Here is a 24,415-nt window from a genome sequence, read left to right on the forward strand (position 1 = left end):
TTGAAAGAAAATGGAGGCGCCTCCCGGAGTCGAACCGAGGTCCACGGATTTGCAATCCGCTGCATAGCCACTCTGCCAAGGCGCCTTTTCTTTCAACACGTTAGCCTCTCAGCCCCCGTGTTCGATGCATACTTTAATGATTGACGGCAGAGAGTCAAACAAAAAAATGAAAATTCTGATCGTTTGATGAGAAATAGAACAATATGGCGAATGATTGCGCCATATTCTCTGTGTTTACCAAGTTTTCGCTAGGCGTCCTACCAAATTTGGATGATACGCCCAAAGGTGATCGAACATAGAAATAAGCTCAGGGTTACCATATTTGGACAAAGAAATGGCATGAAAGCGATTACTGTTTTTCTTCAGCGCCAGAACTTGCTCAATAATTTCGTCGGGTTGTTGCGGAGCAATAAAGTCAGACACAACAATAAGGTCAGCATTCTTGTAGGCGCTGCTGTGCATCAGCTCCACTGATTTCACCATCACTGGCTCAAGATCGGTACCACCGTGAAAACTATACGTTAAGAAATCTCCAGCTTCTCGCAGGCCATCTTGACGGGTCAACTGATAAGTGATCATTTCAGTGGAAAACAGCATCACATAGCAATCTCTATCCTCCGCTAACGCTATCTGCATCAGCGCATACGCAATCGCCTTAGCACATTGCTCGGGAAATCCACTCATCGAGCCAGAGGCATCCACACAAACAATAAATGGGCCTTTGTCGACTTCCGCTTTCTTATTGGCTGGCTGCGATGATTTAACTTTGCGAAGGGTACGGTTTTTACCTTGCACTCGGTAATTCAATAAGCGCTTATCCACTAAATGCTTATAGAAGATCACTTCTAGTTCAGGGTATGCCAAAAACATGGTTTCATTTGGCAATAAGCGATTGAGATCATCGCTTGGGTGGATTCCTACGATGTCATCAGTTGCCTGATCGGATTTTTCCTCCACCATCGCCACATCTTCAATCGGCGCGCGACTCAAGTCTGGGTCGTTAGTCTCGTGAGCCATCCTCCCCAACTTCTCAGCAATGTCCTGCAAACCATTATGCTTTTTCAAGAAGTCGGCGAGGCGTTTCATCGTTTTAAGATCGGTTTTGCTCAGCTTGGCTGCGGCCATATCCCATAACCGACCCAAACTAGCTTCGTTACCAGACGTTGTCACCTTATCCATGTTTTTCATGGTTTCCATACGCTGATACAAATCTTTCAGCACTTGCTCTTTGCTTATCTCAAGCTCAGCGACCTGTGCTTGTCGTACTGCGTCCGACAAGGTTTGATACCATTCATCACAAAAGTAATGAGGAAACATAGGATTATGTATATTGTTATTACGCTCTAACAAACGCTTCGCCGGCTTGTAAAACGCTGAGTGCCACTCAAGTTTCTCTACAACGTCATCAATATTTTCAAAAAATGTCTCTTCGTCCCAATGAATGACTTCTTGGTATAAAGCCAACTCTTGTTGATAACGTTCGGTCTCGCAGACTTGAGTTATGCGTGATTTCATACTGCCTCGCCAACGGCGAATGTGGTTTTTCACCGAGGATTTCACGCCTCGGTTTTCCGCCATCATCATCACTTGCGAGCGGCCCATTAAATCGTTGACCGCCGATTCAATGATGCCCGAATCAGCAATCGTAAAAATAAGGTTGATGCCATCTGCCCCTAACATGACGGCCCCTACGCGAAAAACTGTTCGAGGTTTCTAAAGCGCTGGACAATCCGCTCAGAGTCTTCTTGTGTCGACTCCATGGATTGTTGTAACTTTTGTAAGCTACCTTCAATCATGCGCGGGTATTGAGGGTCGATAAAGCTGTGTGGCAGCGCGTCGTTGAAGTCTAAACGTGCTTTTCTTAATTGATATTCCGCTTGCTTGAGTTGCTCCATCGCCTCATCGGCCTGAGTTAGCCATTCGCTAATGTCTTCTTGCGCGATGCCTTGCTGTGTGACCAAAGACACCAGTACAGAACGATTGGCAATATCTTTAATGACTAAACAATTTTCAGCATTTTTTTCCAGTTTCAAACGACAAAGGTGGCTATTCTTATTAACGTAACCATAGACTTCACCGTTGCCTTCTTTAATAACACGCTCCAAATCATGTTTGGCGATGTACACCCAACGGCTATCCCCTTTCTCGCCTTCTGAGACTGACATGTTACTTTGCAGCATCACCAGCTTGAGTAAGTTAACGGCATTACCGACTTGATACGTTTTAGCGCGCGTTAAATCAAAATGGTAACTGATCTTTTTACGCAATCCAGCCGATGATTCGACTGACAGAGCCATGGCGTAATCTTGTTCGAGTATCTGCTGGATACGAGTGAGAGAGTCCTGACAGCGGCGAATGGTCGTTTCAACTTCTTGCTGATTAAACGCTTGCTGACGGCAAAAGTCACTCAATACTGACCCGACACGAGAACGCGATTCGGGTGTATTCCACAGACAATCTTGTAGCAACAGCAGATCCAATGGGTTGATCGAGTCTCTGCCACTGAAAAACGCACTGGCCTTCAACAGTTTGGTGGCTTTTTTCCAGCGTCTATCGGAAATGTAGGTTTCCGCATCCCCTTTGTGAGCATCAGTTTCTTGCTCAAGCATGGTCTTCAACTGATAAAGTTTCTCAAAAATATCGTCGCTAAGCGTGAGATATTCAAGCTCCCTCAGCCACTGGTGATATTCTTCGTCGGTGATCGCAAGCCCTTCAGGAATCACGGCCTCCTGCGTTGTGCCTACCGTGAGCATCGACTTAAAGTTTTGCTTATCTTGAATCCGATTAACAAACACTCGCACCAACATACGGTCGTATAACGCTTCTAACCCGCTATCTTCATCTGGCAATTCGTTCGACGCCGAAACGAGCAGACGCATCGGCACTTTTTCAACCATGCTGCCATTTTTGAAGGTTTTCTCGTTCACTACCGTCAGCAAGGTATTCAGAATTGCGGGACCCGCTTTCCAGATTTCATCTAAGAAGACCACCTGAGACGTTGGCAAATAACCTTCGGTTAAACGTACGTAGCGACCATGATCTTTTAGATCTTGAATGCTTAATGGGCCAAAGACCTCTTCTGGCGTCGAAAATCGAGTCATGAGATATTCAAAATAACTTGCGTTATCAAAAGCTTGAATTAAGCGCTTGGCGATCAAACTTTTTGCAATGCCGGGAGGGCCAAGCAAAAACACGCTTTCTCCAGAAAGCGCCGCCAACAAGCAAAGGCGAATAGTGCTTTCTCTTTCGTATACCCCGTCGGATAGTGCGGTAGTCAGTTTATTGATGCGTTCTGAGAGCAGCGCCTTTTGAGAATGAGAGGCACGGGAATTGGTGATCATCGCTGCGTTCCTAGCTGTGAAATCGAGATTGTAATTTGAGTTAACTTATACATTTGTTACTACCATGTGACAAGAAGGTTTCTTCATGCGTACGGTATAAAGTGTAGCTCCACTATAAAATGGGCGACACTGAAAGGAAAAGGGAGCTATGCCCTAATGCTGCGTCATTTTACATCTTTCTTTCAAAACTAATAGCCGTTAAGGTATGGCTAACCTCACGATTTGAAAATAGCCTTTGCATGAGCAAAATTATCCATACATGGAAACGTATAAAACTTGTCGAAGAAACAGTGACGCTTCCCAACGCCCAATCTTGCCAACATACCAGCATTGTTCATCCCGGCGCTTCTGTTATTTTACCTATTGATCCAAAAGGTAATATTGTATTGATCAATCAATATCGTCCCTCTGTACGAAAGTGGCTGCTTGAGCTGCCCGCTGGGACAATTGAACCACAAGAAAGCCCCCAACAGTGCGCTCAGCGAGAACTTGAAGAAGAAGCGGGCTATCGTGCCAATGAACTGATCTCACTGGGACAAGTTACCCCAATGGCAGGGTTTTGTGACGAAATTCAACATTTGTTCATTGCTAAAGACTTACAAGAAAGCCACAGATACACATGTGATGACGATGAGATCATCGAAGTCGTAACACTATCACTTACTCAAATTGAACAGGCGATTGTCGACAACACCCTCACTGACGCCAAGACAATTGCCTGCATTAGCAAAGCAAAACTGTCAGGATATATTTAAGGAGTACTCAATGGATTTTCGGTCAGATACCGTAACTAAACCAACCCAAGCAATGAGAACGGCAATGGCCAACGCCGAAGTCGGCGATGATGTGTTCGGCGATGACCCGACAATCAATGAACTGGAACAATGGGCGGCAGAGCGCCATGGCTTTGAAGCTGCGCTCTTTACCAGTTCAGGTACGCAAGCAAACCTGCTCGGGTTAATGTCTCACTGTGAACGTGGCGATGAGTATCTATGTGGCCAACAAGCCCATAACTACAAATATGAAGCTGGCGGCGCTGCGGTACTGGGTAGCATCCAACCACAACCTATCGAAAACGAACCCGATGGCACTCTGAGCTTCGCTAAACTAAAAGCAGCAATTAAGCCAGATGATTGCCATTTTGCTCGCACTAAACTGCTTAGCTTAGAAAACACCATCAATGGCAAAATACTGCCAATGGAATATCTTGCTAGCGCACGTCAGTTTGTCGATGAACATAGTCTCGCCCTGCACCTTGACGGCGCAAGAGTGTATAACGCCGCCGTTGCGCTCAATGTCGATATCAAAGAGATCGCGCAATACTTCGACTCAATGACTATTTGTCTATCTAAAGGCCTCGCTGCGCCAGTGGGTTCTTTACTACTTGGCTCAAAAGAGTACATCGCCAAGGCTCGTCGTCTACGTAAAATGGTCGGGGGTGGTATGCGCCAAGCTGGCATTCTCGCGGCTGCTGGGAAACTGGCGTTAACAGAACAAGTACAGCAACTCAGTACCGACCACCAAAACGCTCAGCGTCTTGCGCAAGGTCTTGCAAAGCTTGCTGGGTTTAGCGTTAACCCAACACACGTACACACCAATGTCGTGTTCGCAAAACTTGACGACAGTGTGGATATTCAAGCAATCTCCACACAACTTGCGCAAGAGAACATTGCTATTTTAGCGATGAATCCTGTACGTTTTGTCACCCATAAAGACGTAAGTGCAGAAGATGTCGATCATCTTCTGCAACGCATAGAAAGTCTGCTTTAAATGTAAACATACGGTGCTGCCCGTTCATGGTTAGCACCGGTTTTCATTGGTTAGCACTGATTTCTAATTACTTGTCACAACACCTATTCAGCCGTTGCTAGTCGGTAATTCTTAGTCGATAGTCTCAAATCAGCAGTCAGTATTCACTGGCCACTTGTCAGCTCACCGACCACTCTCTCGGGGTGTGTATAGACGTTCGCTCGGTTTTGCCGACAATAGCCTAGCAATGTCAGATTAAATCGCTCAGCAAGCTCGACAGCCATTTGTGTGGTTGAAGAAACCGCCAGTAATACCTCCACACCAGCAGCCACCGCTTTTTGCACCATTTCAAAGCTCGCACGGCTAGTCACTAAAATCGCCCCCCCAGACAATCGACGGCGGTGAATTCCGCCCACCAATTTGTCGAGTGCAATATGGCGGCCTACATCTTCATATATCGCTTGTATTTGACCGTTTTGATCAACATACGCAGCCGCATGTGCCGATCCCGTGACTTGATTCAAGGTTTGCCTACGAGTTAAACCCTGTAAAGCGCCATGAAGAGTTCCGAGGTCGAAACGAACCTTGGTCGGTAAGCGCGTTAAAGGTTTACGTACTGTCTCTAACTGCTCTTCGCCACATAACCCACAACCTGACACTCCGGCCAATTTTCGACTTTTATTTCTTAGGTTCTCTAGGCAGCGATTCGCAATTTTGAGATCGATCGTGACGCCAACAGGCACTCTCGATATCTCGACATCATGTACGTCTCGATAGTGATTGATAATACCTTCGGACAACGCGAAACCAATGGCGAAGTCTTCAAGATCCGTTGGCGTGCACATCATTACTGCATAAGACACACCGTTGAACGTTAGCGCCGCCGCGACTTCTTCAATAATAAAGTCCTGCTCTGCCTGAGCATCTCTACCCTGTAGATATCGGACAATACCATGGTGCTTATACCCATCGCCATCTCTGTAATCATCTAGCTGGGTGACGACATCTTTGTTCAGAGCTTTTTTCATCTTTTTGCTCTCATTGTTACTTTAATGTTTCATGACTGGGGAAACCCCATCCACGACAATACGATAGCTGAACAATATCTAACTTCGATCGCAACGCCATCATTTAACTGGGATTTATCTATATTTCACCATATAGATGGATGACATTTTCTTGACGAGCATCACTAATTTAGGATAATATTCAGCCACTTTTGAGCTTGCAAGTGAATACATATTGCGAGCGGGCACTCATAGGTGGCCTACTACGGACTGTAGACCGATTTATTGACCCGTTAATGACAGGGGCTTTCAGCCGCATTAACTTTCCCTATCTATGAATTTGATACCTTAGTACGAATAATCTCAAGCTCTTATATAAGCGCTGGCAGCTTGTCGCGCATGACGAATTGATACCGCTTGAGCGTACTCTTTCACAGTGGCATAAAAACAACCATCATGTCTGATACCAATACATTAAAAGAATCAGCGGACGAAATTGCGCTTAACAACACTGCGGGTGTTTACAAGCTAATCAAGGATAATACAACTTACTGGGTAAAAGTGTGTGGCGAAAACAAATCTAACTTTGTTCGTCATATCTCGTCTTTCATTGCAAAGTCGGAAGCGCTGTCTTTCTTAAAGACTAACGCACTACTCAGCCCAGAAGATCGCTTTGAGCACGAGAAATTGATCATTTCTCATCTTAAAGATAAAGGTTTACCTGTACCACAAATCATTGACGAGAACAGCGATTACTTTATCACCCTAGATGCTGGCACCCCCTTTGAACAAGCTGATCCACAGGTGGTTAATGACCTTTTGGTTGAGAAACTGCTCACTATTTTCTCTGTACTGCACGAAAATAATATTGCCCATGGTCGCCCTGCCCTGCGTGATATTTTGGTGAATCAGAACCACGATATCCAGCTGATCGATTTTGAAGAGTCGATACTTGATGCAAACTCTCGCCTGAAAGCGCGCGATATATTTCTACTGCTGATGGACTTACATCGTATTGATTCCATCTCGCAAGATGTACTCATTCACGGCTTACTGCTTTGGAAATCGAAAGTAACCAACCAAGATTGGAAAGCACTTCTCAGCATGGGGAAAAAGCTTCGGAAAATCGCCTTTATTGGCAAGTTGGTGTTGAAATTCAAACCACGTAATAGAACTAGCCAGCAGATCCTTAAGGTGCTTGAGCTACTGAAGGTTGCTGAAAAATATTAAGGTAACGCCTTACCTCAATATTATGAACTGGAGCCCATTTAGATAAGTGGGCTCTTTCAATTTCAGACCGGTCATCTTAGTTACAAGTTTTGACTGTAGCTAGAACCACTGTCTAGATCATGCATCGCTTGATGCTCACCATGTTCCGCTGACGGAACCCGGCATCCCACCAAAGCCACCATTAATGCTGATACCAAAATAATCAGTTTTACATTGTCATTCATACTCAACGCCCTCCCGTGCCCTTGCCGCCACACTCGCCAACTGCTACCAATCGCAAAGAGAAAGTATCATTTTTTTAACAATACTTGTCGAGAACTTGATGATTTTTTTATCTTTATTGCGTTGGTGGTTACCGTTATGCCTACGTAACCTCACGGTCGTGGGAGCAATCATCCGACAGGACAAGTTTTCTGTCCTACACTTTCGGCAAACAAAGGAGAGAAAACGATGAAACGTACCCTTATTTTGCTCACGGCGGTACTCATATCTTATGCCACCAGTGCCGAAACCATAGTATATAGCGTTGATGGCAAATCTTATGAAGGGCATTGGTCGAAAGCGAAAGACGGCGCTCCGCTAGTCATTTTGGTGCACGACTGGGATGGTCTAACAGACTACGAAATAAAACGCGCCGCTATGCTCAATGAGCTAGGATACAACGTGTTTGCCACAGATTTATTTGGCCAAGGGGTACGACCAACCAAACTGGAAGACAAACGTCAGCATACTGGGCAACTGTACAAAGATAGAGAGAAATTACGCCGTTTGATGAATGCGAGCCGAGTCAAAGCCGTGGAATTAGCTGGGCACGATGAAAACATCGTGGTGATGGGTTATTGCTTTGGCGGCGCGGCAGTTTTAGAGTCCGCTCGTGCGGGAATGGCCGCAAATGGTTTTGTGACTTTCCACGGTGGCTTACAAACGCCGCAAGGGCAATCATACACTCAAACCAATGCCCCAATATTGATTTTGCATGGCACCGCAGACAGCGCCATTACCATGGATCAGTTCGCCACACTAGCGACCGAACTAGAACAGGCCAAAGTCCCACACCAAATGGTCACATATAGCGGCGCCCCTCACGCTTTCACCGTGTTTGGCAGTGATCGTTATAGAAAAGATGCTGACACTAAATCTTGGAGTACGTTCCAGAAGTTCCTAGAAGAACATACGCAATAGTTGTTCTACGCAACTCAATTGTGCTCTATCGATTCGGTGTTTTTCAAGCTAGTTGCCATCGTTGTTTCTGACCTTACGCACGGAACAGGGTTAAAGCCGACTAGGCTCTCTGTGAACACGATTTCTCCGATGCTACCCCTGAATTCAACTCCGAACTACAACTTAGAGCCTAGATCTCAACAACAACCTACACACTCGGCCTATTGAAAATAGTTCATTGCAGATAGACTTTTAGCTCAAAAAAACACTCCCTAAGGTGGAGTTTCAATGTTGAGAGTTTCAATGTTGAGAGTTTCAATGTTGAGAGTTTCAATGTTGAGAGTTTCAATGTTGAGAGTTTCAATAGTTAACTTTCTTTACAATAAGACAAGAACTGTTTTAGTAATGGTGTTTGATATTTTTCTTTATGAAGTAATAACCAATAACTGCGGGTTAAGGATTTGGTATAAGGAAGTTTAACAAGGCGACCATCATTAATCGCGCTTTTTACTGCCAGTTGTGAGACACAAGCGAGCCCCATATTCTCTGAACAACAGTTTATGATCGCTTCAGTAGTGTTGAGCTGTAGTGATTCAACCCAATCACTTAAATTTGTTGCAATGTGGTTGAGAAAGTACTCACGGCTGCCAGAACCTTCTTCCCGTAATAACCAAGTCGAGTGCTCTAAATCTTCTAATTTGATGATTTCATTTTTTGCCAACGGGTGCTTAGGAGAGCAAACTATATACATATCATCATATCTCCATTCAATCGTATGCAGTTTAGGGTGTTGGGCTCTACCTTCAATCAATCCTATATCGAGTTGAAAATCTAATAGTCTATTAATAATTTGGCCAGTATTAGAAATAAAGAGTTGCTGAATATCACAGCTGTATTTATGTTTGAACTTGCTTAACAAAGCAGGAGCAATATGGTTTCCGATAGTGTCACTGGCTCCAACATGTAATGAGCCTGATAGTAGCCCGTTTGTTTCAAATTGATGTTCGATCATCTCTGCTCTTTCTAACATTTCATCAGCTAAAGGAAGTAGTTGACGACCTTCACTGTTTAGCACTAATCGCGAGCTAACGCGGTCAAAGAGTTTATAACCAAGGTGTTTTTCTAATTCAGAAAGAGACAAGCTGACCGCTGGCTTTGTTATATATAGCCGTTCAGCTGCTTTTGCCATAGTTTTTTCGTGTGCTATTACTGTAAAAACATAAAGTTGTTTGAGTGAAATTCTCATGCTGCAGCGTCCAGTTCGTTAAAAGCCCTACCGTTAAGTTTAACCTAACGATACGTTAAATTTTTACAAGTTTTATCAAACGGCCATTAAAACTAAAGTAGCTCTATCGTTAACATCGTAAAGAGATGATGGTCATGCTTAATTATACAAAACAAAAACTAGCAGCTGCCCCAACTGCAATGGCAGGTTTGGCTCTTGGTATAGCAAGCTTAGGGTGGTGTTGGGAAAATGAATTGCCATGTCATGGTTATGCACAATGGTTCTCTGCAGGCATTGCATCGATATTGCTTCTATTACTAGCCATAAAGTTTTTATGGAACCCTACAGTGCTTTGGGATGAATTAGCTCACCCTGTCGTCGGCAGCGTAGCTCCAACGTTTGCGATGGGAACCATGGTGATATCTAACACGATTGGTCATTTTCATCGTGTGGCAGGGGATGCGTTATGGGTTGCGGCGATCACTCTTCATATTATTTTCTTAGTTTCTTTTATTTACCATCGTTTAAAAAGTTTTGAACTGCATCATATGGTACCAAGTTGGTTTGTCCCTCCAGTCGGTCTAGTGGTAGCAAGTGTTTCTTTTTCTGGAACGGCGTTATTAGCACCCGTGGCATATTGGATTATTATGTTTGGTTTAGTGAGCTATGCCATCATGTTGCCTATTATGATCTACCGTTTGATCTTCTGCAATGAAGTGCCGGATGCAGCAAAGCCAACAATTGCTATTATGGCTGCTCCTGCAAGTTTATCATTAGCAGGCTATTTAACAGTTGTTGCCTCACCGTCAGCAGTTATTATTTCTATTTTATTTGGCATCGCAATATTGATGACAGGTGTGATTTACTTAGCTTTATTTAAGCTAATGAGATTGCCGTTTAGTCCTAGCTACGCTGCGTTCACTTTCCCACTGGTTATTGGTTCAACATCACTATTTAAAACTGCTAATTGGATGCTAAGTCAAGGTGTGGCAGAAAATTATATTTATCAGATAAGAACACTTGCAGTAACGGAGTTGATTGTAGCTTCTGGTGTAGTGAGTTATGTAGCTATTCGTTATCTAGGCCATTACTATCCAATTATGTCTATGAAAAAAACTTCATTACAAATTATAGCGGACGCTTGATTTCCACAAACTTTGTAACAGTGCCATTGCTCCCTAGATATCAACAACAGTCGATACAATCATGAGCACATCAAATAAAAAAGCCCCTTAGTTTATCACTAAGAGGCTTTTCTGCTAACTAGATAAATCTAATGCCAGTGAATAACGACATCATTAATTTATGGCGCAGTATCCACTTCTACAGGTAGGTAGTGTTTCGGCTCTAACTTAAACCATTCAGGGACCACAGTACCGATAGAAATCGATGACCAAGTACCAGATAGAACGCCGATAAACATTGCCGTTGAGAAGCCTGCTAGTGCTTGACCGCCCATAATCCACAGCGCTGCAATCGTCATTAGGGTAGTTCCTGATGTCACCATAGTTCGAGAGAAAGTCGCAATAACGGCGTCATCATTGATTTTTTTAACGCAATCTTTTTGGCGTGCAACTAATAGCTCACGGATCCGGTCGGAAACGATGATCGAGTCGTTCAGCGAGTAACCCAACATTGCTAATACTGCGGCGAAGGAAGTGAGGTCAAATTCCATTTGAGTGATAGAAAAGAAACCTAGGATCAACACAATATCATGCAGTAGTGCCAGCAAAGACCCTGTTGCCAAACGCCATTCAAAACGGAAACACAAGTAACCCATAATACATAGCAGAGAAGTCAGTAGCGCAAGACCACCTTGGTTCACCATGTCTTTGCCGACCTGCGAACCCACCATACTCGTGCTCACTACGTCAACGTGATGAGATACTTTGCCTAAGATCTGTGGAATGCTAGGAGCTTTGTCTTTATCGCTAGGAATCGCATAACGAATCATCCAGCGACCTTCTTCGCCAGATTTAGTTACGCTAGCCGACTGTCCTAGTGCTGGCTTAATGACTTTCAATAAATCATTGTTGGTCAGGTTTTGATCCACTGACACTTCAGTCAACATACCGCCAGTAAAATCCAGTCCCATGTTCAGTCCACGAATTGCGAATGCCGCAATCGAAATGACAACCAAAGTAACCGATACAATACCCGTGATATGACGTACTTTACGGATGTTTTTCTTTAAGAATTCAATCATGACTTAAACCTTCAGATCACGACGTCCGTCGCGTCCCCAAACCAAATTGATAATTGCTCGAGACGCAAATACCCCAGTAAACATACTTGTTAGTAGACCTAGACCTAGTGTTAGTGCAAAACCTGCCACAGGGCCATTACCGATTGAGAACAAGATGACAGCCGTGATCATAGTTGTCACGTTAGCATCAAGGATAGTGCTAAATGCTGAACCAAAACCTTGGTCAATCGATTGGGCCATAGTCCGGCCTTCGCGCAGCTTGTCGCGAATACGCTCAAAGATTAGTACGTTTGTATCAACCGCCATACCTACGGTAAGAACAAGACCTGCGATACCCGGTAAGGTCAATACAGCACCCGGTAGCAACGCAATCAAACCAATTAGACATACCATGTTGATGAGTAGTGCAAAGTCTGCAACCCAACCCAGACGGCGATACCAAAGTGCCATAAAGGTCAGAGTGAGTCCCATACCTAGTGCTAACGCAGCAAAACCATTATGGATGTTTTCTGCACCAAGTGATGCACCGATAGTTTGTTCAGCAACGATAGTTACTGGAGCGGTTAGAGAGCCGGCACGAAGAAGCAAGGCTAATTGCTGCGCTTGTTCAATCGACCCAGCACCTGTGATGCGGAATTGGCTACCTAGCTTAGATTGAATCGTCGCAATGCTGATGACTCGCTCTTTACGCTCCGTTTTCCCTTTGGCATTGGTTTGGTACTCACGGTATACCGTCGCCATTGGTTTGCCAATATGAGAACCTGAGAACACGCTCATCAGCTTACCGCCAGCATGGTCGAGTGAAATATCCACTTCTGCCATGCCCATTTTGTCGACGTTAGCACGCGCGTTGATGATATGCTCACCCGTCAATACTGGGCGGCGAACTAAGGACACGTTACGGCCGTTATTGTCTTTCAATACAATATCGTCACCAGTCATCGAATCAGAAGCGGAAAGCACTTCGTGAAAAGCTAGACTCGCCGTGGCACCAATGATCTTTTTCGCTTTCGTTGGATCTTGTACGCCCGGTAGGTCAATCAAGATGCCATGTGCACCTTGGCGTTGAACAAGTGCCTCTGTGATACCCAACTGCTCGATACGATCACGCATGATCTTCAAGTTTTGTTGTACGGTTTCTGTCTGGAACTGCTCTCTATTGCGCTGTGTAGGTTGCACCGTCAACTCACCAGAGTGATGCTTAACCTGCCAACCAGAGTAGTTTTTGCTAATGTAGTCTTGAACCGTATTTAATGACTCGTCAGAGTGGCTAGTGATATCCATGCCGCTGTCTGAAGTCTTTTTAAAGCGGACACCGTACACGCTAGACTTGCTTAGCATGTCGCGAATATCGTCAACCATAGTGTCACGTTGCTCTGAGAATGCTTTGTCGACATCAACATTAAGCAAGAACTGAACACCACCGCGTAAATCAAGACCCAGTTTAATTGGTGCAAAGCCTAATTTCGTGAACCACTCAGGTGCGACAGAAACAAAAGAGTAAGTAATAGTGTCTTTCTTGCCTACGAATGGGTCGAGTACTTCACGAGCTAGTGTCTGATCATTTTCATTGCCGAAAATCAATGTGGTCGTTTTCCCTTTATGGGTAATTTTGTCCACATTAATGTGTTTATTCTTCAAAAAGCTGTTCAACTTCACCACTGAATCAATGGTTTCATTTGGGTGAGATAAAGTTAATTGAATCGAAGGCTGTTCACCATACCAAGTTGGTATAGCGCTAAGCCCCAAGATGACCACTGTCACAAGCAAAACCACATACTTCCATGCAGAGTAGCGGTTTATAATGCGTTTATTGTTCTTCATATACGTCCTAATTCCTCAAACGCAAAAGCGCTGAGTGGTTGTAGAATGTTCTAAATTGAAAAGGAATAATGCAGACTGATACACAGGATTATCTGCGTACTAGTCACATGAGGTAGAACCACCCGAACCTGCGGTTCAATACACTTGAATCGCAACTATGGATAGATCAAACATCAACTGAGGTTGGCTCAGGAATATTGGCTATTGAGAGCCACATAATGAGCGTTGGTTTCTTTCCAGCCTGAAAGGCGATGTGCAGAGTTAAACTCTTGATTGATGTTCGCTGAAGATAGATGGTTTTTGTGCTGTGCAGGAACAGCTGGTGTCACTATATCTGGATTGATTGGCGGAGTATGATCAGTTTGAGTTCTCGCAGAAGAACTCCAACGACCGATCCCCACACCTTCGAGAGCCGATGAGTTGTCTTGTACTCGCGTTTTCGTATCGTCGGGCGAGCACTGCGTGGATTCTTTTTGACCACACTGGCCAAACGCTTCATTGGTATTGACCGATGTGCTAGTTTGGATAGTTTGACGAGACGATGAGGTTTCTGTTTGCAGCAAAGACGCCATAGCCTGCGACGGTAAGATAGTCGCAAGAATTGATATAACAATATATCTAAGCAGTCTAATGGGCATGAACAAAGCTAACCTATAAAATTCTACGGTGCATAATAGGGTATTCGTTGGTCAAGCTTCAACTAAAATCTTCTAAAATGGCAGGCATTTTTGCCTAACTAACCGTAAATCATCATGAAATAGTTCGTTTTTCACCCACTCAAAATGTTCATTCAAACGTTTTACCTGTTTTAACGTCTAGGTAAATTTTATTGCTCTGGTCAATTCCGCCGCAATAAACAAAGTACACTTCTCTGTCACGATAACGGATTGAACGCACCCAGCCTCTGAGTTCTTGAAAATCATGTGGTCGGCATTGGCCACTTTTTAATAATTTGTCCGTCTGTTTAAGAAACATCGATTCATGCAGTTTAAAGTCATCGGATTGGCCAATAAATGACATTAGGGCCTTTTGTCGCTCTTCCTTAGAGACGACCGGCGGCGAAACAATCAAAGCGGCCATCGGCACCCAATCTGCTTCTTCATTCCCACCATGTTGATATACGTAGTAACGAGAGATCCGACCCCAGCCATCTTTTTTCTCAAGTATTTTAAGTTTTTCGCCACGGTACATACGGTCATTGATAAACGCATCGTAACTCGGGCCATTGCGAACTCCGACACTTTGTGGACTAACGTAAAACTCCGTTATCTCGGGAGCGGGGGGAACCTTTTCTGGCTCGGCTTTCACCGTTTTCTCTTCTACTTCTGGAGATTTTTTCTTGTTTTTCTTAGCTAGCTCCGCATCTTGCTGAGGTTTGATGAAAAACATGTAGTAGCCTCCACCCGCCAACCCTAATCCCGCCAGAAGCATGACAACCATTATTAGTTTTTTCATTTTTATATTCTCTACTCATTCTAGCGGTAAGAGCGACATTCATTTCCTATACTTACACCTATTCGTAATGTGCTCTGGATCTCACAATGGAATGGCGACACCTTAGTCTTACTATAGTGACAATCACCCTGATTGCTTTGCCCAGTTGGGCAAAGGGTGACCATTGCGTACAAACCAGCTGGAACCAAGTTCTCATTCAACAAGATCAGCTAGACGATTGGTACAATAAACATGCGAGTTCTTTCAACAACTTGTTGTACTTCCACCGCAAAAAGATCTTTCTACACCAACAATTTTCAGAAACTGAGCTAAAGCAGATTTGGTTGGCGGAAGGCACATCAATGCAAGCCAAACTCGAACAACAAATTTACAACTCTACAATGGTTGTCTCGCAGTTAATGGAAGAAGAGAGTGATTTGAAAGCGCAGCGACCAGAAGTGGAGGAGATGCAAGATATTTGGAAAAGCATCTCAACCCACTGCCGTCAAAAAGAACAGATGTCCAACGCCATTGCTAGCGCTGAATACGCCATCAGCAACCAAGAGTTAGAAAAAGAATTAAATCTACTGATCAGGAAGATCAGCTACCTTCGTTCGCTATATCAACAAGAAGTGGAAATGCTGGAAGAAATAAAAGAGTCAGAGACCAACTGAGTGAAATTGTGAGTAACTTATCGTAGGCGAAATAACTAAGCACAGGTGGAAAACCAGAATATAGAAAAGAAAAAGCAGCCTGGCACCCAGGTTGAATTGGGGATTCTGTGCCAGACTGCTTAAATCAAGCTATATAAAATCAGGTTATCTGAAATCAGCTCAACCTAATTGGTCGCATTTGGCGGCACAAATGAAGTCATTTTTGTGTAAGCCTTTAATAGAGTGGCTCCACCATGTCACCGTCACCTTGCCCCATTCCAATACTATAGACGGGTGATGGAACTCTTGCTCTGCTAATTCAGCGACATGATTTGAAAAGGCCCAAGCCAGTTTGAAGTTTTTAAAGGTATACACCTTTTCTAACTGTGGTATCCCTTCCCTTTCAACCATCATCCAGTTGTCTAATTCTAACAACATTGACTGCACTTCCCGACTACTTAATGCTACTGACTCTTTAGTGCAAGCTTCACAGCGTAACTCATCCAACATGGCTTATTTCCTTCGCTTCAAATAATGGGGGGAGTAATTCACTTGTCATGGCGTGTTCAACTTCCGCCATCAAATCTATTTTGCTCATGCTGTATAAATCCCGAAAACCGTCAATAACGTAGTAAATGGGTTGCATGATATCGATCCGGTAAGGCGTTCTTAACACCTTGTTCAAATTAAACACTTCTCTTCGGGGTTGCGGGCTCGACAGGGAGTATTCGGTTTCTCCCGGAGACGACAAAATACCACCACCATAGATCTTAGTGGTTCCGTTTTCCTTCACCAGACCAAACTCTACCGTAAACCAATACAATCTGGCCAAATACACCCGTTGTTTAGGTGTCGCCTTCAGGCCTAACTGGCCATAGGTATGAGTAAACTCAGCGAAATCATGGTTGGTCAGCATGGCACAGTGGCCAAAGACTTCGTGGAAGAAATCCGGCTCCTGCAAATAATCAAACTCATCGCGGTTACGTAAAAAAGTGGCGACCGGAAACTTTCTTTGCGCAAGCAATGCAAAAAATTTATCAAAGCTAATTAGCGCAGGGACAGGCTCGAGACGCCACCCTGTGGTTTTGCTTAAAATTGTATTTATTTCAACTAGCTGAGGAACTCGATCTAGAGGTAAATTTAGCATTTCTAAACCATCTAGATACGCTTGGCAGGCTCGTTGCCTTATCTTCAGTTGCTGGCGTGAAGCCAAATCATGCCATACACGATTCTCTTCTTCACTCCAATTAATAAAGCCTTTTTGGTTCAACGGTTTGGATTGATACTTCGTCATCAACACAGTCCTTTTCCAACGTGACACTATAAGCCTATCGTTCGAGCATCTGCGTGCCAATTTTTCCCCAGACATCAACCACTAACCAAATGTAACAAATCATTTACAATTAACGTATTTTTTCAAAAAAATCAGCAGCATGTAATTTCATCACAAGTTTGACTTTCCTTTTAAATGCATCGACACTTAACTGCAGATCAAAAAGGAATTGAGGATAGCATGTCAAGTTCATCGCCTATTTGGGCCCCTAGCCAAGAGCGAATTGAAAACTCCAACCTTACGCAGTTTATCAAACACATTAATATGCAAGGTTCAGATCTCAACGACTACTCGTCGTTGCATCAGTGGTCTGTCCAAGATAAAAAACGTTTTTGGCTGGAAGTATGGCAATTCTGTGATGTGATTGGTTTCATGGGGGACTGTATACACGGCGAAGGAATCGCAAAATGGCAATCATTTTACCCAAGCCGTGATACCATCTGGTTTCCTCAAGCTCAGCTCAACTACGCAGAAAATTTGCTGTCCTATGCTTTTCAGCAGCCCGAAGAAACGGCTATCTTTTTCAAAAATGAACGCGGACAACGCCGCACACTCACTTGGCAACAACTCAGCGATCAAGTGTCTGTTATGCAACAATGGCTTAAACAGAACGGCGTAGAAAAAGGCGATGTCGTTGCGGGTTATTTGCCTTACATACCAGAAACCGTGGTCGCCATGTTGGCCACAACAAGCCTAGGTGCAATCTGGACTTCAACTTCTCCTGATTTCGGCATAGAGAGTGTTATCGAACGCTTTGGCCAAGTAAAACCTAAAATCCTCTTCTGCAGCAATGGCTATACCTTCAATGGCAAGGTATATGAGATGCATGAGAAAAATACCAAGATAGTTGCAGAGATCCCGAGTATTCAAAACACCTGTCAAATCGAATATTTAGTTGAAGACCATCCGAATCAGCAATCCAACAGTCAATTCTCCGATTGGGAAGCCATTCTCGCCAGTTATATTCCTCGTGGTGTGCGCTATAAACGCGTGGCGTTTAACGACCCTCTATTTGTGCTTTATTCATCGGGAACGACAGGTAAACCCAAGTGCATTGTGCACAGCGTAGGGGGAACCGTTCTCAATCACCTAAAAGAGCACCAACTGCACTGCGATATTCAACCAAGAGATCGAGTGTTTTATTACACCACCTGTGGCTGGATGATGTGGAACTGGCACGTATCGTCACTGGCGAGTGGCGCAACATTAGTGATCTTTGATGGAGCCCCGCTCCATCCTATGCCGAATGTCTTATGGGAATTAGCCGAGGAAGCCAACGTTAGCTTGTTTGGTACCTCAGCCAAATATATTGAAGCACTGCAAAAGCACCATATTAGCCCTAGCCTTCACAACAATTTAAGCAACTTGAAAACGCTATGCTCAACAGGTTCAGTCTTGTATGCCGAGCAATTTGATTTTGTGTACTCCAATATCAAAGCCGATCTGCATCTCGCGTCTATTTCAGGAGGCACAGATATTTGCGGCTGCTTTGTACTCGGCAACCCAATTAGCCCAGTATATAAAGGTGAATGCCAGTCTCCAGCTCTCGGTTTAGACATCGCTGCCTTTGATGAAAATGGCAAGTCCGTCACCGAAGAACGTGGCGAACTAGTCTGTTTAAACAGTTTCCCTAATCAACCGCTCGGATTTTGGCAAGATGATGGAGAAAGGTACCATCAAGCGTATTGGAATAAATACGTCAATACCTGGCACCATGGCGACGATGTTCAACTCACCTCGCACTCTGGCGTTATCTTTTACGGGCGTAGCGACACCACCTTAAATCCTGGTGGGGTTCGCATCGGCACTGGCGAAATATACCGTCAAGTCAACCAAATAAAAGAAGTCGCCGACTCCATCGCTGTTGGGCAAAAATACAATGGAGATGAACGAATTGTCTTGTTTATCAAAACTATGAGCGAACACAATTTGGATGACCATCTAGTTGAAGAGATCAAGTCTAGGTTACGCAATCAATGTTCCCCTCGTCACGTGCCCTCACTGGTGCTAGCAATCAGCGATATACCGAAAACAAAATCAGGAAAAATAGTTGAGCTCGCTGTTAAGCAAGTGGTCAATGGCGAATTGGTAAAAAACATCGCGGCTATTGATAACCCTCAAGTCCTTGATGAAATTAAGCATTCGATAGCGTCTATCTGAATAGACTTATTCATAAATAAGCTCTATTCATAAGTAAGCACCAATATCGCGCTGCGATATTGGTGCTTCTCGTTTACAAATACACATTCATTTAACATAAAAATATACGCAGTAAAAGCGGTGCGACTACAAGATACTCTGACCATGAATCGCTGCCTGATTTGATTTTCCCCTACCCCTCTGACAATCAAAGCAATTTTACAACTTGTAAAAATCACCAATATAAACCCATAAAAGAATTCTACACGCATGCATAAGAACAGGAGTTCAGCGTGAATCACCTAAAGAGACTCGCACTAGCACTAGCCATCGCTAGTATCATCCCCAGCTGGTCATATATGGCATCCGCTCACCTTTGTAAAAAAGAGCAAAGTGTGCTTCACGACATCTCCATCAACGCTAACGGAGAGATTAAACGTACCACATTAGCCAAAGCGATGGACTTCTATAAAGTCCCAGCAATCAGTTTTGCGGTGATAGATAGAAATCAAATTACTTGGGCTGACTCTATTGGTTATATCGATGCCGACCACCGCCACAAAGTAGACAACGACACTTTGTTTCAAGCAGGTTCGATGTCCAAATCTGTTGCTGCAATCACAGCGTTAAGCTTGGTCGAACACGGCTTTTTAACATTAGATGAGAATGCTCTTCCTCTGCTCAAAGGCTGGAACCTTCCTAAACCACTCAATTTAAGAATGAACAAGTTACATTAAGAGAGTTACTAAGCATGTCTTCAGGTTTGAATGTAGGCGGATATTACGGTTACGAACCAACCCAAAGAATCCCAAGCCTCATTCAAACACTAAACGGAGCAAAGCCTTCGAATAACCAACCGGTTCAAATGGTATACAAACCGGGGAGCCAGTACTCATATTCAGGTGGTGGCTATGAGGTTGTTCAACTCCTCTCCGCCTCTCGAATTGGCCTTTCTGCTCAGCAAAGTGGCAATAAATTCGTCTTTAAACCACTAGGTATGCAGCACACTTTTTACGAACAGCCATTAAATAAAACACACGCAAAAAATGCAGCTTATGCAACAAATGAACAAGGAAAAAACTTCCCATTCCGATGGCGCATTTCTCCGGAACGAGCAGCAGCAGGATTATGGAGCACGCCAAGCGATCTCGTTAAATTTGTTCTATCCGTCATGCATACCAAGGAAAAACCGGTCAAGTCATCAGTCATAAACTGGCATTAGAGGCGTTAACCAAACAAGCACATACACCCTACGGGCTGGGGTTTGTTATTGAAGGCAAAGGCAATACATTACATTTCATGAAACTGGGGCAAAATTCAGGCTATCAAGGGTGGTTGGTTGGGCTTCCAAACACAGGACAAGGCATGGTGGTGATGACCAATTCCGACAATGGTCGTGAGCTCGCTCAAGACTTGATTGAAGCTGTCGCTAAAGTGTACCAATGGCCAATTACCGGAAAGCTAAAAGACGCATGGATGGTCAGTTGAACAGCGAAAGTAGCGGCATGTTAGCTAAATCCGAACATGCTCTAAAATATAAGATACCGTGATATCGGTGCCTGTTGAGACAACCAGTGTCGAGTAAAACTATTGCTCGACGCTGGATTTATTAAGCATCATTACATTGAATTAGATTTACGAGCTAATCCCATAATCACTTTTTTTCTACCGCCTTCAATGGCGATCGAGAAAGGTTCACTCACAGAGACAGTCTCAAAACCAACGCTGGTCAAAACTTGTTTAATCTTATTCTCTGCTAGACCGTTTTCTTCATCACCATGTTCGTTTAACCAATCAAAGTGAATAAAGGTGCCGCCGTTATCTAAGATGGCGTAAACGATATCGACCGCTTCGGAAAAACTTTTAAGGAAGCCGCAAACTGAAGATGCGACAACGACATCAAACTGTTTACGAAAAGCAGGGTGCTGAGCGACAAGCCCACGAGTTAGGCTATCAACGACAGGTTCGACATTGGGCAGTTCTTTTTCATCGAGTTGCTCAATCATCGCTTCAGAGCTGTCGAGCGCGACAATATTTTTGGCCAAAGGCGACATTTTCTGACTGAGCAAGCCTGTACCGCAGCCAAAATCGAGAACTTCTTTATTGTTTAAATCCACTAACCCCATCAGCTGCTGGAACGCATTTTCCGCATACAAGCCCGTCGATTCATTCGATTCCCAGCTTTCTGCACAATCATCCCATTCATTCGCCATCATACTCTCCCATGTTATCACTAACTCATTGACGCTTAACCACAAGGTCTGAGCCTATGTTATATCACCTTCAAAGACATTTTAAAGCAAATGTTTGCTATGCTTTCGCCTCCTCGCTTATATTGACGGCTCTATGTACATTGATTTTCTTTTAAAAACAGTGAACTACGATTATGCACCTCATACCTGCTATCATGCTACACTGCTCTTCATTGATGATATTACGTTCAGGAGGCAAGGTGAACTTATCGCAAATTGAGGCCTTTTGTACGATTGCGGAAGTCGGCTCAGTGTCTGAAGCGGCCCGGCAGCTGGGTTGTAATCGAACCAAGCTAAGCATGGCAATTAAAGCCTTGGAAAAAGAGCTATCCATCGAGCTTTTTAGTCGAAGCGGCAATAAACTCACTTTATCGGAAGCTGGGAAAGCGATTCACAAAGATTGCGAAAGCTTATTGATCACGACTAGCCGAATCCATCAAACGTGTTTACAAGTCTCAGGGGAATTTAACGCTGAACTATGGATAGGCCGCGACGACTCGTTGCCCGATGAACTATGGCAAGACTTGGCTCACCGACTCAACGATAAATTTCCTGCAACTTCATTCAACATTATCTTGGCTTCCACGGGTGACCTCGCCAACCTTGTGGCGACTCAGCAAGTCGACTTCGCATTTGGCGTTGACTATGAGCGAAGCGACGACCCAAAAGTGCACTATCAACCACTTGGTAAGATCCGTATGATGTCAGTATGCCAATCGGATCACTCACTCTGCCAACTTCGTCGCGTCTCTGATGATGTACTACGTGACGAAATGCAAGCCGTGATGGTTTACTTAAACGAGAAAGACAATCCAGATCTTCAGCCGTTTTCTCACCGCTATATCGGCTTTTCTAGCTTTGACTATATGCTCAATACTATTCTCACAGAAAACGCTTGGGGCGTGTTACCCGAGCCACTCATTCGTCATTACCTAAGACAGCAAACCCTGGCTGTTATCAAGCATACCTATGGTCTTACCCAAGAAGATTACTGCATGTTTACTGGATCAGGCTTGCCAGAGCACCCTGGGATGACGTGGCTTGCAGATAAACTTAACGAATACCTTTTCGACTTTTAACACTTAAACCAATTCCCGGCGCAATTCAGCATTCCCCATAAATAACAAGATCTTGCGATCATGATCGCGTCTAGTTTGACGCTCCCAAACATCAGGCTCGGTCAAAAATCACTCACAGTCAAAATTTTTGACACCTGCATGTGTTGTAACTACCTGTTTTTTATAAATTATATAATTAATACAATTTCCATTAACCAATTTTCAACAAAACACGTTTGTAAATAAGGTCAATCCAGCGAACAATAATACTGTGTTCCCGACTAGGTATACCCTATGTGTGCAAAAACAAGCTTAAACGAAAAACGAATCCTGACCTTCTCAGCCATTGCTGCTGCGGGCTTTGCCTTAGGGGGACTCATTTTAGGTTTGCTTGTTAGTTCACTAGTTATCGTTTTCGACGGTGCATATTCTCTCATCAGCTTGCTGTTAACTTTATTGTCACTAGCCGCGTCTCGCTACATCCAGTCCCCTTCGAAAAACCATTTCCCACTTGGTAAAGCTGTATTAGAACCTGTTGTGATTGCCATAAAAGGCGCGGCAATTTTAATTGTCGTATTTATATCACTTCACTCTGCAATCAACGCTCTTTTCAGCGGCGGTCGTCAAATTGACACATCCATCGCTTCTATATTTGGTTTAGTCAGCACAATTGCCTGTGGTTACGTGTGGTGGGAAATCAAACAAAAAAGTAAACAGTTTTCTTCTGGGCTTATAGAAGCGGAAGCAAAACAATGGAAAATGGATACATTACTAAGCTTGATGGTAATGCTAGGGTTTATTTTCGCTTGGGCACTATCTAAGACATCTTGGTATCAATATGCCGCTTATGCTGACCCTATCATGATGCTGCTCATGGGGTTCTACTTCATTAAAGTACCGTTTGAAATGCTGCGTGATGCTACGCGCGAGCTACTAATGATGTCACCGAGCAAAGATATCTGCCACACCGTACATCAAGGAATTGCAGCGGTAGATAAAGAAGCCGAGACAAATCTGACGCTGGCGGGGGTTACTAAAGTGGGTCGAGAACTTAGAGTAAACGTCGATATTCATGCCACCGGCAAAAACTTAGCCATTGAAGACGTGAAAAGAACCCGTAATGCGATTAAACGCAAGTTGTCTAAATTACCTCTCGATCTTCAGCTCACTATGAACATTGCGAGTTAATTGATATACCGAGGCAACACGCTGTCGATCTAAGTGAGTTGGTATTTGCTATGAGGCTCAACTAGATGCTGAACTCTAGGCTTTACAGGGCTTGATGATTGTATTCATCGGACGTTATTTGTTCTGTTAACTTTGCGCTTCTGCCAGCTTATTCAGACATTCCTGATACGCTTCATCGTAGTCAAAACTAAAGTTTAAGATACTTTGGTCATTGAGTTTCTTTTCCGCTCCAAACTCTTGCAACTGATTAGAAAATACTATCGCGAAGGAAATGCAATTATGCTCTTGCATCCAGTCAACAATATTATTCATCTCTCCTTCTGAATCAGGAGTAGACAAATCCCATTGTCTATTATCTGATATCGCGACCCAAGGAGTGGAGTCCGCATCGAGTGATTGCATTACATGAACTTTAACTGCATTTAACCAAGCCTTCGCTCCCTCAGCGTTAAACGCCAATCTGTGGGCAAAGCTTTAAGTGAGTATAGGACAGCGATTTGTGATCGTCTTTTGATAACAATGCTGGCGATTGATCTCGTCGAAGCATCCTATTCCTGATTTCAGATAATAGCTGCGACATTGTCTAAATGAATCCGAAGATGAACGGGCAATAGT

Annotated in this window: 25 protein-coding genes and 1 tRNA gene; 12 read left to right on the plus strand and 14 right to left on the minus strand. The window is 43.9% G+C overall.

Translation table 11 applies throughout. From position 1 onward, the window contains the following. Window positions 1–11 precede the first annotated feature (11 nt). From L4C34_RS14805 to L4C34_RS14815, 3 genes are all read right to left on the minus strand, one after another. Window positions 12–85 (minus strand) — tRNA-Cys (locus L4C34_RS14805). A 149-nt stretch (window positions 86–234) separates the two neighbouring features. Further along, window positions 235–1,680 (minus strand): ATPase RavA stimulator ViaA, encoded by a 1,446-nt coding sequence (viaA, locus tag L4C34_RS14810; protein ID WP_428790122.1) that lies wholly within the window; start codon window positions 1,678–1,680, stop codon window positions 235–237. A gap of 8 nt (window positions 1,681–1,688) precedes the next feature. Continuing rightward, a complete protein-coding gene (locus tag L4C34_RS14815) occupies window positions 1,689–3,341 on the minus strand; it encodes an ATPase RavA domain-containing protein (RefSeq protein ID WP_428790123.1) in 1,653 nt (550 codons plus the stop codon). Window positions 3,342–3,580: 239 nt separating this feature from the next. On the opposite strand from L4C34_RS14815, the gene L4C34_RS14820 reads away from it, so the two are divergent. Beyond that, window positions 3,581–4,096 carry an NUDIX hydrolase gene (locus L4C34_RS14820; RefSeq protein WP_428790124.1) on the plus strand — a complete coding sequence of 172 codons (516 nt, stop codon included), beginning with the start codon at window positions 3,581–3,583 and terminating at the stop codon, window positions 4,094–4,096. A 10-nt stretch (window positions 4,097–4,106) separates the two neighbouring features. Next, window positions 4,107–5,111, plus strand: coding sequence for a low-specificity L-threonine aldolase (gene ltaE / locus L4C34_RS14825; protein WP_428790125.1), 1,005 nt, complete (start codon window positions 4,107–4,109; stop codon window positions 5,109–5,111). A 143-nt stretch (window positions 5,112–5,254) separates the two neighbouring features. On the opposite strand, the gene fdhD is transcribed toward ltaE, so the two are convergent. Next, window positions 5,255–6,118, minus strand: a complete 864-nt coding sequence (gene fdhD, locus L4C34_RS14830; RefSeq protein ID WP_428790126.1) for a formate dehydrogenase accessory sulfurtransferase FdhD — start codon at window positions 6,116–6,118, stop codon at window positions 5,255–5,257. Window positions 6,119–6,553: 435 nt separating this feature from the next. Between fdhD and L4C34_RS14835 the strand changes: the two genes are divergently transcribed. Next, window positions 6,554–7,327, plus strand: coding sequence for a BUD32 family EKC/KEOPS complex subunit (locus L4C34_RS14835; protein ID WP_428790127.1), 774 nt, complete (start codon window positions 6,554–6,556; stop codon window positions 7,325–7,327). An 80-nt stretch (window positions 7,328–7,407) separates the two neighbouring features. Here the strand turns inward: L4C34_RS14835 and L4C34_RS14840 are convergent, their stop codons facing one another. Beyond that, window positions 7,408–7,551: a hypothetical protein gene (locus L4C34_RS14840; protein WP_428790128.1), complete on the minus strand. Its 144-nt coding sequence runs from the start codon at window positions 7,549–7,551 to the stop codon at window positions 7,408–7,410. A gap of 226 nt (window positions 7,552–7,777) precedes the next feature. Between L4C34_RS14840 and L4C34_RS14845 the strand changes: the two genes are divergently transcribed. Continuing rightward, entirely contained in the window at window positions 7,778–8,509 is a 732-nt protein-coding gene (locus L4C34_RS14845; protein WP_428790129.1) for a dienelactone hydrolase family protein, read from the plus strand. Window positions 8,510–8,855: 346 nt separating this feature from the next. On the opposite strand, the gene L4C34_RS14850 is transcribed toward L4C34_RS14845, so the two are convergent. Then, window positions 8,856–9,734, minus strand: coding sequence for a LysR substrate-binding domain-containing protein (locus L4C34_RS14850; protein ID WP_428790130.1), 879 nt, complete (start codon window positions 9,732–9,734; stop codon window positions 8,856–8,858). A gap of 134 nt (window positions 9,735–9,868) precedes the next feature. Between L4C34_RS14850 and L4C34_RS14855 the strand changes: the two genes are divergently transcribed. Further along, complete coding sequence (locus tag L4C34_RS14855) at window positions 9,869–10,858, plus strand: TDT family transporter (protein ID WP_428790131.1); 990 nt, start codon at window positions 9,869–9,871, stop codon at window positions 10,856–10,858. Window positions 10,859–11,016: 158 nt separating this feature from the next. On the opposite strand, the gene secF is transcribed toward L4C34_RS14855, so the two are convergent. The 4 genes from secF to L4C34_RS14875 all read right to left on the minus strand — a co-directional run bounded on the left by secF (window position 11,017) and on the right by L4C34_RS14875 (window position 15,198). Continuing rightward, window positions 11,017–11,919: a protein translocase subunit SecF gene (gene secF, locus L4C34_RS14860; RefSeq protein ID WP_428790132.1), complete on the minus strand. Its 903-nt coding sequence runs from the start codon at window positions 11,917–11,919 to the stop codon at window positions 11,017–11,019. A 3-nt stretch (window positions 11,920–11,922) separates the two neighbouring features. Next, window positions 11,923–13,743: a protein translocase subunit SecD gene (gene secD / locus L4C34_RS14865; protein ID WP_428790133.1), complete on the minus strand. Its 1,821-nt coding sequence runs from the start codon at window positions 13,741–13,743 to the stop codon at window positions 11,923–11,925. A 188-nt stretch (window positions 13,744–13,931) separates the two neighbouring features. After that, complete coding sequence (locus L4C34_RS14870; RefSeq protein WP_428790134.1) at window positions 13,932–14,381, minus strand: hypothetical protein; 450 nt, start codon at window positions 14,379–14,381, stop codon at window positions 13,932–13,934. A gap of 148 nt (window positions 14,382–14,529) precedes the next feature. Further along, the gene (locus L4C34_RS14875; RefSeq protein ID WP_428790135.1) at window positions 14,530–15,198 is read right to left on the minus strand and encodes an SH3 domain-containing protein; all 669 of its coding nucleotides are present in this window, start codon (window positions 15,196–15,198) and stop codon (window positions 14,530–14,532) included. Between the two features lie 86 nt (window positions 15,199–15,284). Here L4C34_RS14875 and L4C34_RS14880 point away from each other — a divergent pair, with 86 nt between their 5' ends. Further along, window positions 15,285–15,851 (plus strand): hypothetical protein, encoded by a 567-nt coding sequence (locus L4C34_RS14880; protein WP_428790136.1) that lies wholly within the window; start codon window positions 15,285–15,287, stop codon window positions 15,849–15,851. Between the two features lie 159 nt (window positions 15,852–16,010). Here the strand turns inward: L4C34_RS14880 and L4C34_RS14885 are convergent, their stop codons facing one another. Together L4C34_RS14885 and phhA are read right to left on the minus strand one after the other, a co-directional pair. Further along, on the minus strand, window positions 16,011–16,340 hold the full coding sequence (locus tag L4C34_RS14885; protein ID WP_428790137.1) for a 4a-hydroxytetrahydrobiopterin dehydratase: 330 nt from the start codon (window positions 16,338–16,340) through the stop codon (window positions 16,011–16,013). Then, window positions 16,330–17,124 carry a phenylalanine 4-monooxygenase gene (phhA, locus tag L4C34_RS14890; RefSeq protein ID WP_428790138.1) on the minus strand — a complete coding sequence of 265 codons (795 nt, stop codon included), beginning with the start codon at window positions 17,122–17,124 and terminating at the stop codon, window positions 16,330–16,332. Before phhA ends, L4C34_RS14885 begins: the two co-directional genes overlap by 11 nt. Before the next feature lie 219 nt (window positions 17,125–17,343). Here phhA and L4C34_RS14895 point away from each other — a divergent pair, with 219 nt between their 5' ends. From L4C34_RS14895 to L4C34_RS14910, 4 genes are all read left to right on the plus strand, one after another. Next, window positions 17,344–19,323 carry an acetoacetate--CoA ligase gene (locus L4C34_RS14895; RefSeq protein ID WP_428790139.1) on the plus strand — a complete coding sequence of 660 codons (1,980 nt, stop codon included), beginning with the start codon at window positions 17,344–17,346 and terminating at the stop codon, window positions 19,321–19,323. A 272-nt stretch (window positions 19,324–19,595) separates the two neighbouring features. Next, the gene (locus L4C34_RS14900; RefSeq protein ID WP_428790140.1) at window positions 19,596–20,039 is read left to right on the plus strand and encodes a serine hydrolase; all 444 of its coding nucleotides are present in this window, start codon (window positions 19,596–19,598) and stop codon (window positions 20,037–20,039) included. A gap of 14 nt (window positions 20,040–20,053) precedes the next feature. Continuing rightward, a complete protein-coding gene (locus tag L4C34_RS14905; protein ID WP_428790141.1) occupies window positions 20,054–20,524 on the plus strand; it encodes a serine hydrolase in 471 nt (156 codons plus the stop codon). A 77-nt stretch (window positions 20,525–20,601) separates the two neighbouring features. Then, complete coding sequence (locus L4C34_RS14910; RefSeq protein ID WP_428790142.1) at window positions 20,602–20,790, plus strand: hypothetical protein; 189 nt, start codon at window positions 20,602–20,604, stop codon at window positions 20,788–20,790. A 131-nt stretch (window positions 20,791–20,921) separates the two neighbouring features. Here L4C34_RS14910 and L4C34_RS14915 read toward each other — a convergent pair whose 3' ends face one another. Further along, entirely contained in the window at window positions 20,922–21,515 is a 594-nt protein-coding gene (locus L4C34_RS14915) for a class I SAM-dependent DNA methyltransferase (RefSeq protein ID WP_428790180.1), read from the minus strand. Between the two features lie 239 nt (window positions 21,516–21,754). On the opposite strand from L4C34_RS14915, the gene L4C34_RS14920 reads away from it, so the two are divergent. Together L4C34_RS14920 and L4C34_RS14925 are read left to right on the plus strand one after the other, a co-directional pair. Next, window positions 21,755–22,633 carry a LysR family transcriptional regulator gene (locus L4C34_RS14920; protein WP_428790143.1) on the plus strand — a complete coding sequence of 293 codons (879 nt, stop codon included), beginning with the start codon at window positions 21,755–21,757 and terminating at the stop codon, window positions 22,631–22,633. Window positions 22,634–22,906: 273 nt separating this feature from the next. Then, window positions 22,907–23,800: a cation diffusion facilitator family transporter gene (locus L4C34_RS14925; RefSeq protein ID WP_428790144.1), complete on the plus strand. Its 894-nt coding sequence runs from the start codon at window positions 22,907–22,909 to the stop codon at window positions 23,798–23,800. Between the two features lie 126 nt (window positions 23,801–23,926). On the opposite strand, the gene L4C34_RS14930 is transcribed toward L4C34_RS14925, so the two are convergent. Further along, window positions 23,927–24,202 carry a hypothetical protein gene (locus L4C34_RS14930; protein ID WP_428790145.1) on the minus strand — a complete coding sequence of 92 codons (276 nt, stop codon included), beginning with the start codon at window positions 24,200–24,202 and terminating at the stop codon, window positions 23,927–23,929. Window positions 24,203–24,415 lie beyond the last annotated feature (213 nt).

The sequence above is a fragment of the Vibrio profundum genome (assembly GCF_050337555.1).
In the GTDB taxonomy this organism is placed as follows: Bacteria; Pseudomonadota; Gammaproteobacteria; order Enterobacterales; family Vibrionaceae; genus Vibrio; species Vibrio profundum.